Origin of the sequence: Corynebacterium testudinoris, from assembly GCF_001021045.1 — a bacterium.
In the GTDB taxonomy this organism is placed as follows: Bacteria; Actinomycetota; Actinomycetes; order Mycobacteriales; family Mycobacteriaceae; genus Corynebacterium; species Corynebacterium testudinoris.
The window spans coordinates 1,862,665-1,876,955 of sequence record NZ_CP011545.1; the positions used below are offsets into that span (position 1 = coordinate 1,862,665).

13 protein-coding genes are annotated in these 14,291 nt (G+C 63.8%); 4 read left to right on the plus strand and 9 right to left on the minus strand.

Translation table 11 applies throughout. The annotated features are described in order from the left end of the window. Together CTEST_RS08910 and CTEST_RS08915 are read left to right on the plus strand one after the other, a co-directional pair. Complete coding sequence (locus CTEST_RS08910; protein WP_047253443.1) at window positions 1-1,101, plus strand: polyprenyl synthetase family protein; 1,101 nt, start codon at window positions 1-3, stop codon at window positions 1,099-1,101. 1 nt (window position 1,102) lies between these two features. Continuing rightward, window positions 1,103-2,716: an alpha-(1->6)-mannopyranosyltransferase A gene (locus CTEST_RS08915; RefSeq protein ID WP_083985530.1), complete on the plus strand. Its 1,614-nt coding sequence runs from the start codon at window positions 1,103-1,105 to the stop codon at window positions 2,714-2,716. On the opposite strand, the gene CTEST_RS13385 is transcribed toward CTEST_RS08915, so the two are convergent. After that, a complete protein-coding gene (locus CTEST_RS13385) occupies window positions 2,619-3,023 on the minus strand; it encodes an Rv2175c family DNA-binding protein (RefSeq protein WP_201774845.1) in 405 nt (134 codons plus the stop codon). The two genes, CTEST_RS08915 and CTEST_RS13385, sit on opposite strands and share 98 nt — an antisense overlap. Before the next feature lie 30 nt (window positions 3,024-3,053). On the opposite strand from CTEST_RS13385, the gene pknB reads away from it, so the two are divergent. Further along, window positions 3,054-5,249: a Stk1 family PASTA domain-containing Ser/Thr kinase gene (gene pknB, locus CTEST_RS08925; protein WP_047253445.1), complete on the plus strand. Its 2,196-nt coding sequence runs from the start codon at window positions 3,054-3,056 to the stop codon at window positions 5,247-5,249. Window positions 5,250-5,252: 3 nt separating this feature from the next. Here the strand turns inward: pknB and CTEST_RS08930 are convergent, their stop codons facing one another. Further along, complete coding sequence (locus tag CTEST_RS08930; protein ID WP_047253446.1) at window positions 5,253-6,641, minus strand: class II 3-deoxy-7-phosphoheptulonate synthase; 1,389 nt, start codon at window positions 6,639-6,641, stop codon at window positions 5,253-5,255. Between the two features lie 65 nt (window positions 6,642-6,706). After that, window positions 6,707-7,216: a polyadenylate-specific 3'-exoribonuclease AS gene (locus CTEST_RS08935; RefSeq protein ID WP_047253447.1), complete on the minus strand. Its 510-nt coding sequence runs from the start codon at window positions 7,214-7,216 to the stop codon at window positions 6,707-6,709. A gap of 117 nt (window positions 7,217-7,333) precedes the next feature. On the opposite strand from CTEST_RS08935, the gene CTEST_RS08940 reads away from it, so the two are divergent. Beyond that, window positions 7,334-8,710 carry a glycosyltransferase 87 family protein gene (locus tag CTEST_RS08940; RefSeq protein WP_052844350.1) on the plus strand — a complete coding sequence of 459 codons (1,377 nt, stop codon included), beginning with the start codon at window positions 7,334-7,336 and terminating at the stop codon, window positions 8,708-8,710. A gap of 28 nt (window positions 8,711-8,738) precedes the next feature. On the opposite strand, the gene CTEST_RS08945 is transcribed toward CTEST_RS08940, so the two are convergent. The 6 genes from CTEST_RS08945 to CTEST_RS08970 form a co-directional block, all read right to left on the minus strand. After that, entirely contained in the window at window positions 8,739-8,921 is a 183-nt protein-coding gene (locus CTEST_RS08945; protein ID WP_047253448.1) for a hypothetical protein, read from the minus strand. Window positions 8,922-8,995: 74 nt separating this feature from the next. Then, window positions 8,996-10,165 carry an acyltransferase family protein gene (locus CTEST_RS08950; RefSeq protein WP_052844351.1) on the minus strand — a complete coding sequence of 390 codons (1,170 nt, stop codon included), beginning with the start codon at window positions 10,163-10,165 and terminating at the stop codon, window positions 8,996-8,998. Window positions 10,166-10,260: 95 nt separating this feature from the next. Beyond that, window positions 10,261-11,001 (minus strand): lysophospholipid acyltransferase family protein, encoded by a 741-nt coding sequence (locus CTEST_RS08955; protein ID WP_047253450.1) that lies wholly within the window; start codon window positions 10,999-11,001, stop codon window positions 10,261-10,263. Between the two features lie 28 nt (window positions 11,002-11,029). Further along, a complete protein-coding gene (locus tag CTEST_RS08960) occupies window positions 11,030-11,995 on the minus strand; it encodes an ROK family protein (RefSeq protein WP_047253451.1) in 966 nt (321 codons plus the stop codon). 82 nt (window positions 11,996-12,077) lie between these two features. Further along, a complete protein-coding gene (locus CTEST_RS08965; RefSeq protein WP_047253452.1) occupies window positions 12,078-13,214 on the minus strand; it encodes a glycosyltransferase family 4 protein in 1,137 nt (378 codons plus the stop codon). Window positions 13,215-13,218: 4 nt separating this feature from the next. Then, window positions 13,219-14,205 (minus strand): C40 family peptidase, encoded by a 987-nt coding sequence (locus CTEST_RS08970; RefSeq protein WP_047254355.1) that lies wholly within the window; start codon window positions 14,203-14,205, stop codon window positions 13,219-13,221. Between the last annotated feature and the right edge of the window lie 86 nt (window positions 14,206-14,291).

Below are 14,291 nucleotides of genomic sequence, written 5' to 3' on the forward strand. Positions count from 1 at the left end.
TTGAACTTTCCTGACCCCCGATCGCTCACGCTTGATCAGATTCCTGGTGCCACCCAGGACGTCCTCGTGGAGTTCCTTCGTTCCCGTGAGCAACAGATCTCCGCGATCGGACAGCCTGTCACGGAGGCGGTGTCCCACCTCGAGGCTTTCGTGGTGGGGGGCGGCAAGCGCATTCGACCTCTCTACGCCTGGGCCGGGTTTGTGGGAGGAGGTGGTCTGACAAACGGCAAGGAGGATCCCTATGCGATGTTGAAGGCCGCTGCCTCTCTCGAGTTCATCCAGGCGTGCGCATTGATCCATGATGACATCATTGATGCCTCGGATACCCGGCGCGGGCAACCGACGGTTCATCGCGCGGTGGAGGCACGTCACAGCTCAGCACAGTGGGTGAAGGAGTCCGCACACTTTGGTGAGTCAGTCGCCATCCTCGTCGGTGACCTGGCCCTGGTGTGGGCCGAAGACATGCTGCAGGACTCGGGTCTCTCAGATGACGCCAAGGCTCGTGCCCGCGACCCGTGGCGGGCGATGCGCACCGAGGTCATTGGTGGCCAACTCCTCGATATTTATTTGGAAGCCTCGGGCAGTGAAAGCATCGAGGCCGCTGACGCCGTCAACCGGTACAAAACTGCCGCGTACACCATTGAACGCCCGCTGCACCTGGGGGCGGCGGTGGCCGGGGCGGACGAGGCCACCATCGCGGCTTTCCGCGGCTACGGCCGGGACATTGGTATCGCCTACCAGCTGCGCGATGACTATCTCGGCGTCTTTGGTGACCCTGGGGTCACCGGGAAGCCAGCGGGCGATGATCTGCGGGAAGGTAAGCGCACGGTGTTGCTGGCCACGGCATTGCAGCTGGCCGATGAGCATGACCCGTCCGCCGCCGCTGAGCTCCGCACCAAGATCGGTACCACCACCGACCTGGCGGAGGTGGCCCGGTTGACGGAGATCATCGCCTCCACCGGCGCGGTCGAAGCCATGGAGAAGCGTATCGACGCCCTCACGGCGTCCGGTTTGGCGTATTTGGATGCGGCAGGCACCTCCCCCGAGGTCACCGACACCCTGCGCGACCTCGCGATCCGCTCCACGTTCCGGCGGAGCTGACATGCGCCTCACTGTCTCCGCGTTGCCCAGCGCGATTCCCCTCGGGGCCTTCGGCACGGTCGTTCTCGCCCTCGCGTCCTTCGGTGGCGGGGCGACGCGCAACCGGGGCGGCATTCTTGACTCGTTGGGGCTGAACTTCTTCGCCTTTGGCCACGGGCAAGCCATTTCCAATGCGACCCTGTGGGTCGGATTGCTCAGCCTGCTAGCAGCGTGGGTCTTGTTGGGGTATCGCACCGTGATCAACCGGGACGGACGTCCCTACGGTGATGACGGGGACGTCGATAAGCGAACGGGGACGGTGCGCCGGGCACTGTGGATGTGGATCGTGCCGTTGTTGTTCGCGGCGCCGATGATGTCGCGCGATGTGTATTCCTACCTCATGCAGGGTGCGATGCTGCGCGATGGCTTTGACCCGTACACCCAAGGGGCGGCGGTTAATCCGGGCCCCTACCTGCTGGAAGTCTCCCACGACTGGCGCAACACCACCACCCCGTATGGGCCGTTGCACTTGTGGCTGGGCGAAGGCATCACGCGGCTGGTGGGCGACAATGTCACCGCCGGAGTCATCGTGTACAAGATTGTCTCCGTTATTGGTTTCGCGGGCATTGCGTGGGCCATTCCCAAAATTGCCCGGCGGCTCGGCGGCGACCCGGCGCTGGCACTGTGGCTCGGTGTGGCCAATCCGGTCATGATCCTCCACATGATCGGCGGCATGCACAACGAATCAGTCATGGTCGGGCTGGTGAGCATTGGTCTGCTCGCATGCCTCAACCGCAGGTTCTTCATCGGCATCGCGCTCATCGCGGTTGCCGTATCACTCAAGGCGACGGCGGCGATCGCGCTGCCGTTCGTAGTCTGGCTCATGCTCAATCACTACGCGGGCGAGGCCGCCTCCCTCGGACGCCGACTGGCGATTTTCGTGGCCTCGGGCGCGGTTGCCGTCCTCGAGACTCTCGCGGTCGTTGCAGCGGTGACGTGGGCCTCCGGCTCCTCGTGGGGCTGGCTGTCAGAGATCTCTGGCAACTCCAAAGTGATCAACCCCCTCGCCTTCCCCTCCCTCATGGCGAGCCTGTTTACCCCTTATCTGCAGGTGATCAACGAGGACATCGAATACAACACGGTGCTCGCCATACTTCGGCCAGCCTCCATGCTCGTCATGCTCATCGGGCTGGTCATCGTCTGGTGGCTATTCCGGCAGAATGACCGCCGCAATATCATGGGCACGACCGCCGCCTACCAGGTCGCCTTCGTCTTCAACTCCGTGACGTTGCCCTGGTACTACGCCTCCGTCATCTCCCTGTTGGGCACGTTCCGGCCGCCGGGTTGGGTGCTGCGGCTGGGCACCGGGGCCTCAATCATCATCACCGTGGCATTTACCGGCAGCGGTAACCACGTGTTGTTCAATCCGTGGTGGATGGTGCCCATGACGGTGCTCGCCTGGACCCTCACCGACTTCATCTACCGCGACGGGGCGATCGGGCGGCGACTACGCGCTACACCGCCCGCTACACCGCCCGCTACAGAGCCATCGCCTGCGCGCGGCGCAGCACCTCACGAGCCAGGTGGCCGTGGAGAGCCTCAACCGGACGTCCCGGCAGGGTCTCGTCCGGAGTGAACAGGTAGGTCAAAATCTCCTCGTCCGAGTACCCACCATCGGTCAACAACGTGATCACGCCGGGGACGAACTTGCCCGTCGTGCCGTCCGGGCCGAACAGTGCGGCGGGGATGACGCGCTTGCCATCCTGGACATAGGCGATGAGCTTGTTGTCGTTGAGCAGATCATGCACTCGGGTGATCACCACGCCGAGGTTTTCTGACACCTCCGGCAAGCTCAGCAGAGTCTCATCGGCGAGCAGAGTTTCCAGGTCGTTATTCGCATTCACGGCCCCCACTCTACTGCTCTCCGTGCGCTGCGTTGGCATGAGGAGCGTTCGGTGCTCCATACTGTTGACATGGCTCAACTGGCAGTAGGAGACGTTTTCGACGACCGCTACCGTATCGATCATCCGATCGCGCGGGGCGGCATGTCGACGGTGTATCGCTGCGTCGACCTGCGGCTGGGGCGGGCAGTGGCCGCCAAGGTCCTGGATGAGAAATACCTCTCCGACCCGGTGTTCCGCCAGCGCTTCCGCCGCGAAGCCCGCGCCATGGCCCAGCTGACTCACCCCAACTTGGTCAACGTCTACGACTTCGGCTCAGACGGCGATCACTTGTTCTTGGTCATGGAGCTGATTACCGGCGGCACCCTGCGGGAGCTGATCGCCGAGCGGGGTCCCATGCCGCCGCACGCCGCCGCCGCGGTCATGCGTTCGGTGCTGACGGGGCTGTCCGTCGCCCACGCTGCCGGGTTGGTCCACCGCGACATCAAGCCCGACAACGTTCTCATCAGCGCCGATCACCGCGTCAAGCTCGCCGACTTCGGCCTGGTCCGGGCGGTGAACGCCGCCACGGCGACGAACGCGCAGATCGTGGGAACCGTCGCCTACCTCTCCCCCGAGCAGGTCGATGGATCGGACATCACGACCGCCTCCGACGTCTACTCCGCTGGCATCGTGCTCTTCGAACTACTCACCGGCACCACTCCCTTTGCCGGCGACACCGCACTGGCGCACGCCTACCAGCGGCTCGATGAGGTAGTTCCCGCGCCCAGCTCCCGGATCGCGGGCGTTCCACCGCTTATCGACGCCCTCGTGGCCACCGCCACCGCGCAGGAACCGGCCGATCGTTTCGCCGATGCCGGCGAGTTCCTCGCCGCCCTCGACGATGTCGCCGCCGAGCTGGCCCTGCCAGCGTTCACCGTCCCCGTCCCCACCAACTCCGCAGCCAACCGCGCGGCGGCCGTACCCACCGACATCACCGACCTCATGGGCCCAGCCACTGGCTTCATCGACCCAGCCCCCATCGACGACACCGCGGTTTTGGGAACAGAGACCCGCATGGACACCCCTCGGGTCCTTCCCGCCGAACCTCCCCTGGCTGAGGTGGCCGGTCCGGCACCGGTTCCCGACGTTATTCCCTCCTCCCTCCCGTCCTCTCTCCCGCCCGAGCCAGAGCCCGACACTCCTGCGCCGGTAAGCAATCGCTCCCGCGTGGGTCTCATCGTGTGGCTAACGGTCGTGGTCATCATCACCATCGCCGTGGCCGTGGGCGCCTGGTGGTTCGGATCTGGTCGCTACGGGGAGATCCCACAGGTCCTGGGTATGGATCGGGTGCAGGCGGTCTCCACCGTCGAGCAGGCTGGCTTCGCCGCCGCCACCCGCATCGTCTACAGCGATGACGTTCCGGCGGATGCCATCGCCGGGACTGAACCGAACGGGGGCGAACGACTGGTGCGCGGCGACGAGGTGACCGTCCTTGTCTCACAGGGACGCCCCACGATTCCGGCGGCCGCGGGAATGGACATCCTCGAATTTCAGCAGGTCGCCTCCGAACGGACCCTCACCATCTCCACTGGTGAACCGGTCTACTCCAGCGACGTCGACGAAGGCCGCATCGCCCGCACCGAGCCTGCCGAAGGTGAGGCTGTTCCCATCGGTTCTACCGTGACCGTCCACATGTCCCGTGGGCCGGAGCCGGTTCAAGTGCCCGACGTCGTGGGGCTGAGCCTCGCGGACGCGGAAGCCAAACTCTCGGCGCTCGACCTCACCGTCGCACAGGTCGAGCGTGAGTACCGTTCAGGCGCGAAGGCTGATGAGGTTCTTGGCGTCACCCCGTCGGTGGGAGTGACGGTCAACCGCGGCGGCGAGGTCACCTTGCAGGTGTCCAGTGCCCTTGCCGTCCCCGATGTGTCGGGCATGGATCTCGACGCCGCCACGGCTGCCCTCGAGCAGGCTGGCTTCAGCGTCGACCGCACTCGCCGGAACAACTCGGAGGTCCGATCCTCCCCGTCCACGGTGATTGGCACGTCTCCGACCGCCGGCACAATGGTTCGCCCCGACGATACGTCGATCGACCTGGTCCTCCCCGGCCGGGTCACCGTCCCCGACGTCACCGGGTCAACGGTGCGCGAGGCCCGGGCGGCCCTGGCTAACGCGGGCTTCGAGGTCAATGCCTCAGAACGTGACGATGCCCGGGTGGTCACCCGCCAGCGTCCCGCCGCCGGGGATGACGCCCGGGTTGAATCAACCGTGCGGCTGACCCTGCGCTAATTCCTAGTTGCGTAGCATTTCCGCGACGAGGAAGGCCAGCTCCAGCGACTGCTGAGTGTTCAGACGCGGGTCGCAGGCGGACTCGTAGCGACCTGGCAGATCCAGATCGGTGATGTCCTCAGCGCCACCGAGGCACTCAGTGACATCTTCACCGGTGAGCTCGATGTGGATACCACCCGGATGGGTGCCCAGCTCACGGTGGACCTCGAAGAAGCCCTGGACCTCGTCGATGACCTTGTCAAAGTGGCGGGTCTTGTAGCCGGTGGAGGCCGTGAAGGTGTTGCCGTGCATCGGATCGGACTGCCAGATGACCTTGTGCCCCGAGGCCTCGACGGCCTCAATGACAGCAGGCAGCACGGTGCGGACCTTGTCGTATCCCATGCGGGCGACCATAGTCAGACGGCCGGGCTCCCGATTCGGGTCCAGCTTCGCGGCGTAGGCGACAGCTTCTTCCGGGGTGATGCTCGGGCCGATCTTGATACCGACGGGGTTAGCGATGAGCGCGGCGAAGTTGACATGGAAGTCATCGATGCCGCGGGTGCGCTCGCCGATCCACAGCTGGTGGGCGGACAGATCATACAGGCGGGTCTCCCCGTCTTCGTCTTCATGCAGGCGCAGCATCGCGCGCTCATAATCGACCAAGAGGGCCTCATGCGAGCAGTAGATGTCCGAGGTCCGCAGGGAATCATCGTGGACGCCGCAGGCATCCATGAAGCTCAGGCCACGCTCAATTTCATCAGCTAGGGCCTGGTAGCGGGCACCGGCGGAGGAGTTAGCAACGAACTCACGGTTCCACTCGTGAACTCGCTTGAGATCGGCCGTACCCGATGACACCAAGGAACGCACGAGGTTCATGGCGGCAGAGGAGTTGGCGTAGGCGCGGACCATGCGGGCCGGGTCATGCCGACGGGCTTCCGGGGTCGGCTCCACGCCGTTGACAATATCGCCGCGGTAGTTCGGCAGGCCGTTTTCATCGAGGTCCTGCGAACGGGGCTTGGCGTATTGGCCGGCGATGCGGGCCAGCTTGACCACCGGCGTCGACGCGCCGTAGGTCAAGACGACCGCCATCTGCAGCAACGTCTTGACGTTGGCGCGGATGTGCGGCTCGGTGTTGGATTCAAACGTCTCGGCGCAGTCGCCGCCCTGCAACAGGAAAGCCTTGCCGTTGGCGACGTCGGCAAGCTGCTTTCTCAGCGTGGCTACCTCCGGCGCGACGATGATCGGCGGCACCGACTCGAGGATTTTGCGAACATTCTCCGCCTGGGCGCGATCCCAGCCTGGCTGCTGATGGGCGTCCCGGGACACGACGTCCTGGAATCGCTCGTGCAGTCCGGCCGGCAACGGCGGCAAATCGGGGAGGGCTTCTTTGGGGATGTCAACAGTCCAACTCACCCCCTATTCATAGCACGCTAAAGCGCAGGGAGGACAGGCTGGTCACCCCGGGGTGACCGCTGCTGCTAGCGCAGGACGTTGTTGTTGCGCCCCAGGGGGAGTGCAGCCGCGCAGACGCGATACTTTGCGAGGTTATGGCGGGCGTCGACCAGCGCATCATGATTACCACTGGGAATTTCCGGCAACGCAGGCTTTCCGGCAAATTCCCAATACTGTCGCAGTTCGCGGGTGTAGCGCGGTAGCTCCCTCGGCAGGGCGGTCATATCGCCCCAGAGCTGGGCCAAGACGACATGATCGTAGGCGCCAACCCACGCCCACAACTCGGGACGACCTTTTCCGGCATTGACAAAGTCCACGACGTCGCGCCGGATTCGTGCCCGATTGCGCCACACCTCCGACGATGGGCTGGGCAATTGATTGAGAACGTTATCGCGAACCCAGGAATTAGCCCGCGCAGAATTAAACTCGGTAGACACTGCATAGTATTCGCGGCCGTCTTCGGCGACGATTCCGATGGAAACCAAATCGATGGTGCGTCCATCCTCGATGAACTCCGTGTCATAGAAGTAGCGCACCGTGATTTCCTTCCTTCACCCTCCCCGCGGGCATCGCGGGAACGAAATACAGAGTAACCCGTCACATGCTGCGGCTTCGCGTAGGGTCCCGGTGCTGTTTAGGGCTATAGTCTTCGTGTGCATGACAACAACCAGGGGGGCGACCCCGTCCTGGCTCCCCCGCGTTTGACGGGCCGCCGCTCCCTTTTCTTCGCCATCGTGGCACTACTGCTGAGCATCCGCGGCACCGTTATCTGGATTGTTGATTCGGGACCCCGCTGGTTCTATCACACCGACTATGACGTTTACCGGGCTGGCGGACAGGCATTCCTCGACGGCGATAATCTGTATACCCAGTGGTATTCCGTGGTTGGCATTGACCTGCCCTTTACCTATCCCCCGCTCGCGGCAATTCTATTCTCCCCTCTGGCGGTCATCCCCTATTCCATCGGCTCGGCCGCCATGACGGTGGCCTCCGCGGTGGTGACGTGGTGGTGCATTGTCATCGTCCTGCGCACGTGCCTGCCCACCTTTGCCGCCTCTGACCTGCGGCTGCTGGCACTGTTCATCCTTCCCCTCGCGTTGCAGTTCGAGCCGCTGAGCCAGACCCTCTACTTCGGGCAGATCAACGTCTTCCTCATGGCGTTGGTCCTGGCGGATACCCTCACCCGCCGGTCGTGGCTGCCCCGTGGCGTTCTCATCGGCCTGGCTGCCGCAATCAAGCTGACACCCGCCGTGTTTGGCCTCGTTTTCCTCGTGCGGCGGCAGTGGAAAGACGCCGCCGTGACCACCGCTTCCGGCATTGGGTTCACGCTGCTCGCAGCACTGGTCAGCCCGCAGAACTCCCTCACCTACTGGTTCCACACGCTGTCTGATCCCACGCGCATTGGCAAATTGTATTTTTCCGCCAACCAGTCACTCCAGGGGGTGCTCTCCCGCGTGGTCGGGACGGCAGAGGAACCGCCCCGTCTGTGGTGGGTAGCCCTGGTCATTATTGCGCTCACCATCATCATCGTCGCCCTGCTCAAGATCGAGCGCACCGCAGCCGCCCTCGGCGTCGATCCCACCCTGGCGATAGTGTTGGTGACCGCTTTCGTCGCCCTGCTGTGCTCGCCGGTGTCGTGGTCACATCACTGGACGTGGCTGGTGCCGCTCGCCGTCACCATGGGGGTCAGCGCCTACCGCATGGCCCCAGGCATCCTCCGCACCCTGACCGGGTTGCTCACCGTCGTGATCACCCTCGTTGGGCTGTTGGGGTCCCACTGGCGCGTCGACGTTCCTCGCGACATGGAATACCTCTGGCCGTGGTGGGCACAGCCGATGGGCAATTCGTACGTCGTGGTAGCCCTGCTGGTTCTGGTCACGGTGATCCTTGTCCCCCAGATCCTGCTGCCGCAGCCCCCGCGCAATGAGCCATTTCCCGCCCCCGCCATCCCAGCGGCTGTGCTGCGGGCCTGGGCGACGTTCGTAACCCTGGTGTCGCTGGTGATAATCGTCCCCGCGCTTGTGGCCTAGTGTCCATCAAGGCGCGGGGCGCCAATAGTCACACCTCAGCGTCGTGCTGGCGCTTACCGGCGGGACGGAACGGCAGGAACAGGATCAACGCGATGGCGGCAACGATCACCGGGGCGATGATGGAGACGTTCATGTCGAGCGCCTCCACGACCAAGTAAGCAATGATCAGCGCGGTGACGGCAATGATCTTCCACAGCCACAGACTTCTCACACTGGTCCTTTCGACGAAAATGTTGGGTGGAATGTTAGGTACTGCTCACAGACTCTAGTCCCATCCCGGGTTGCTTAGGAATGTCGGGGCGTGCCGCCGCCGGCGTGGGAGGGTTCCTGGGCATCGGAGCGCACGGGCGCAGGTTGGGCCGAAGAGGGCGCTTTCCTCAAGGCCGGTGGTTTCACGGTCCAGCCCAGGACCGGAACGATTGACACCAGCCACATGCCGTAGGCCCCGATCGCTGAGATGATGAGGCCGATGACCATCCAGAAGGCGGTGTGCTCCCAGAACACCGAGGCGTCCCGGGCAATATCGAGGTCGGTGTTGCGGACGTTGTAGTTGTACAACATGGTCAGGGCAATGGGGTGCCCAAGGTAGATGACCAGGGTGTGCTGGCCCAGGAATTTTAGGGCCCGGGCGATCGGCGCTAGCTTGGCCAGCAGCACGGCCACCACGAGGGCCATCGGAATCATCGCAATTTGGCCTAGCGACAAAACGAGGACCCGGAGTTCACTGAGGGTGACGTGATCCGCACCGGGGAAGATCCACGGCAGCTCGAGGTCATGGGTGGCGTGGTAAATGGCAAACCACAGGGTGCCCAGATATGCCGCGACGTAGAGGGCGGAGCTGACCATGATGTTGCGGATCGATGCCCCTTCGGCCGCGAAACTAGCAACCCGGTCCCGGAAGTAAGCGCCAATGAGAAATGGTGGCAGGTACAACAGCACTCGGCCGACGATGAGCTGCTCCGATTGGAAAGGAACCAATAGCAACGCGGCCGCCAAGGCAAGGATGAGTAAGCCCTTGTTGAGCTTGCGCGTCGCCCACAGGATGAGGTTGAACACCACCAGCGCCAGGAGGAACCAATACATGCTCCGACCTTGGCTCAGGTACTCAACGTAGGTGCCTGGGCCGGGCATCGGCGCATCATCGAACATGTGGTATTCGCGGAATTTCACCCACAGCTCGATCGGCCCCCACAGGACGTAGGGCACGAGGAAGAACCACAGCCGTTTGACTACGAGGTCAAGAAAAGACATCCGCAAGACTCTCGCGGAAAAGAAGCCACTGACCAAGAAGAACAGGGGCATGCGCAGGGGATCGAGGATGCGGTTGGCGTGGGCCAGCAAGGTGTCCATGCCGCCGGGGATGGTGAGGCTGACGTGCAAGACGACAACGCCAAGGATGGAGAGTCCTTTGGCGATGTCTGGCCAGTCGAGGCGTTGCTGGGCGCTCGATGTCATACCCATCACCCCACGTTGATAACTAAATTCACTAGAGTAGCTCTTAACAATTCACCGATCTACTCTATCCGGGGTGGTGGCGGCGCACAAACAGGTTAGCGCGAGTTAGGTTCGGCTCCGTAGGGGTATCCATGGCCCGCTGCCAGGGATTCTTTGACGTCGGAGGCGTAAACATCCACATAGGGTTCGCCGGCCATGTCGGACAAAATCGCCATGACGTGATCGGTGAGAGGGCGGCTGGCCTCGCGCGAATCGGGGTCGATGCCGAGGGAGGCGACGTAGCCGCGGGCGTCGATAGGCTCGCCAACTTTCATCCGCACCTTCGCCGGACGGGGGACCCACGTGCCAATGGGATTGGCATTGCGGGCCCCGATCATGGCGACGGGAACGATGTCGACGTGATTGGCCAGTGCGATGCGCGCCATGCCCGTGCGGCCCTTGTAAATCCGGCCATCGGGCGACCGCGTGCCCTCGGGATAGATAGCGAAGATCTCACCCTTGTCCAGAATGCGGGTCGCCGCCTCCAGGGTGGCATCACCCGCATTCGAGGCCTTGCGGTCCACGGGCACCTGGGCGGTGGCTTTGAAGAACCAACGCTGGACCGCTCCGAGCACGCCGGTGTTGGTGAAGTACTCCGACTTGGCGGGGAACGTCACCTCACGGGGGCACACCGCGGGGAAGTAAAAGGAGTCCATCACGGACTGGTGGTTGGAGGCGATGACGACGGGGCCGGTGGCCGGAATGTTCTCCAGGCCGGTGACCTCCACGCGGTTCCAGACCTTCAGTGCCGGGCCGATCAGCACGTTCCGAAACATCCAGTACCACTTGTTGCTCATATCTACTCCCGGGTTTGTCGCCTGATAATTAGTATTGTTCCAGCTGGCGGGCCAGGTCAGCCACGCCAATCATACCCGCATCCGCTCCGAGCTCTGCCCGCGAAACGGTAGGCAGTGGGCGGTGTCCAGCGCCGACGATCTTGCCCGCCATGTGTGAGGCAGCCTGGTCGAGGTAGAGGTCGGCGTCACGGGATACGCCCCCACCGACGATGATCATGGCCGGGTCGAGCACATCTTGGACGATGGCCAACCCTTCCCCCACCCACCGGGCGAAGTTTTCCACCGTGGCGGCGCCTAGTGGATCGCCAAGGCGGGCCGCCTCCATCACCATGTGGCCGCTGACCTTGTCCCGATCGGCGAGGATCGCCTGGTAAAGCGGGCTGTCCTCGGCGTTGACCGTTCCGGCTAAATCTACTGCGGTATCAACCAAAGCGGTGCCGGAGGCGTAGCGCTCCAAACATCCATGTTTCCCGCAGGAGCATTCCCGCCCGCCCTGGACGACGGTGAGGTGGCCGAATTCGGGTGCGGTGCCAAACGCCCCGCGGAACAAAGTGCCGTTGATCATCAAGGCTGCCCCAATGCCGGTGCCCAGAGCGAAGAACACCCAGATCCCGGCGCCCTGTGCCGCGCCGAAGCGATATTCCCCCCAGGCGGCGGAGTTGGCATCGTGCTCGAGGCGCACCGGCAGCCCCAGGCGATCGGACAGGATGTGTCGGACGGGGGCGTCCCGCCAGGGCAGGTGCGGGGCGAACCTGACAACTTCGCATTCGGGATCCAGGAAGCCAGCCACCGCCAGACCCACCGCCGCGATGTCATGATCGCGGCGCAGATCTGCCACGATGGCGACGATGGTGTCTTCCAGCTCGGAGGCCACCATTGGCGTGGCGGCTACCCGAATGTCGGTGATTGTCCCCTGCTCATCAACCACTCCCGCCCGGATGTTGGTTCCTCCGATATCGAAGCCGACCGTCACGCGGGGCGGGGTGGAATTCATCGGGGCACCTTCATCAAACGGGAAGCTGGTTGGACGCACACTAGTGCAGTCAGGAAAGTATATCGGGGTGAGCAGAAGACAGTCACATTGGTTGGATCACGCGGCGTAGGCGCTGGCCCATGATCTGCCATGTCCAGTGCTTTTCGACGTTCGCGCGGCCCGCCGCCCCCATTCCCTCCCGGCGCTCAGCGTCCCCCAGGAGATCCTGCAGGGCGCCCGCCACGGCGGTCAGGTCTCGGCCATCGACAACGATTCCGGTGTCCGGAGTCACGGTCTCCGGTGCCCCGCCGGAGGTGCCCGCCACCACGGGCACCCCGCTGGCTTGCGCCTCCAGGTAGACGATCCCCAGGCCCTCCACATCGAGGCCTTTGCCTCGGGTGCGGGCGGGCATAGCAAACACATCTGCCGCCGCTAGGACTGCGCGCATGCGGGCGAAGGGCAGCGACCCGGTGAAAACGACGAGGTCTTCTACCCCGCTGGCCTTGGCCAGCCGCCGCAGGCGGCGTTCGTCGCGCCCTCGGCCGACGATGAGCAATCGCATCGTCGGAAAGCGAGGGCGCAGCCGGGGAAGAACTCGAATGAGCTGGTCTTGCCCTTTACGTGGCACCAGCCGAGAGATACACACCACGACGGGCTGCTCGGCTGTGAGGTTGAATTCTGTTCGGGTGGCAGCACGCTCATCCGGCGTGGCAGGGGTGAACAAGTCACTATCGACGCCGGAGGGCAGATGCGCGAAGAGGGGGCGGCTGCCAAAGGCGGAGCGAAAGCGGCGCAACGTGTAATCAGAGATATAGGTGACAACATCGACCGTGTTGCCAATCCGCCGCAACACCTGGCGCGCCCCCGGGATCATCGACCACCCCACTTCGTGGCCATGAGTCGACGCGATGATTCTCCGGGCACCGGCCCGTCGGGCATTGTTGGCCATGACGGCCAGGGGGGCCGCCGCACCGAACCACACGGTATCGATGTTTTCTTCCGCGATGATCTCTTCCATGCGCTTGGCTGTCGCCGGGGTGGGCAGCATGACCTTCCGGGGCCACCGGATGACGGTGAAGGCCGCTTCCTCGTCGTAGGCAGCCGCCAAAGACGCCTCCTGCGTGGACGCGAACACCACGACCTCGGCTGGGTCTAGCGTCGCGACAAAGTCCCGCACATAAGACTGGATTCCCCCGACCGTGGGGGGAAAATCATTGGTGACTACAAGGGTGCGCGCCATCGAGCTAGAAACGCGCGGCGCCGGCCCACGGCATGGAATCAACCGACACGACCTGGACCGGGATGCCGTAATCCGAGGCATGGACGAGCTGCCCGTTGCCGATGTACATCCCGACGTGAGTCACGCCCGGGTAGTAACCAACGATGTCACCTGGCTGCAATTCCGACCGTGACACAGGAGTGCCACCAGCCAGCTGGGCCTGCGACGTCCGCGGGATGGACTTGCCCTGCTGCTGATAAGCCCAGTACATCAGACCCGAGCAATCGAACTGGCTCGGGCCAGCCGCACCCCAACCGTAGGGCGAACCAAGCTTGCTCAGCGCCGCGGACACGGCACCACTGCCCGCGAAGGATGCGATGTCCAAACCGGTGAGCGGGTTATTCTTCGCCATCCACCGGGCTCGATCCTCGGGGCTCAGGCCATTGACCTTGGCCTCAATCTCCTGCACCCGCGCCTTCAACTCTTCCTGTTGCTGTTCGAGCTCGCGCTTTTGCTGCTCCAACAGGGACTGCTGGAACCCAGCCTCCGCCAACGCCCGCGAGGCGTCAGTGTGCGCCTTGCCGGCCTTAGCGGTGGCGTCAGAGAGCTTCTCGACGGCCCGCTCAGTGTTACGCGTCAACGTAGCCAAATAAGCCGAACGGTCAATAGCATTTTGGGGGCTGCGCGCCGCGATCGCATTCGTTACCGGATCAATCATCGCACCGCGGTACTTAGCGCCCGCAATATCATTGACCTGACCTTGGTACGCCTGCTCGGCTTCCTGAGCCACTCGCGCCCGTTCGTGGGCCGCGTCCGCGTCGCCCCGGAGGGCATCGAGGTGCTGCTGGCTCTCCTCGATGTCGACCTCGAGCTGCTTCACCTCTTCGCTTTGGCTGGTGGCCTCGTGGGAAATCTCATCCATCGCAGCGATAAGCGTATCGACGTCGTCGCCCCACGCGGTCGGCGCCATCGACGACAATGCCACTCCCGAGGTCAGCAACGTGACCGCCATAACGCTGGCAGCGACGGTGCGGAAACGACGATTGACGTGCAGACGAAGAGACAAGGGAACGCTTTCTACCACGGGGTTAAACACAA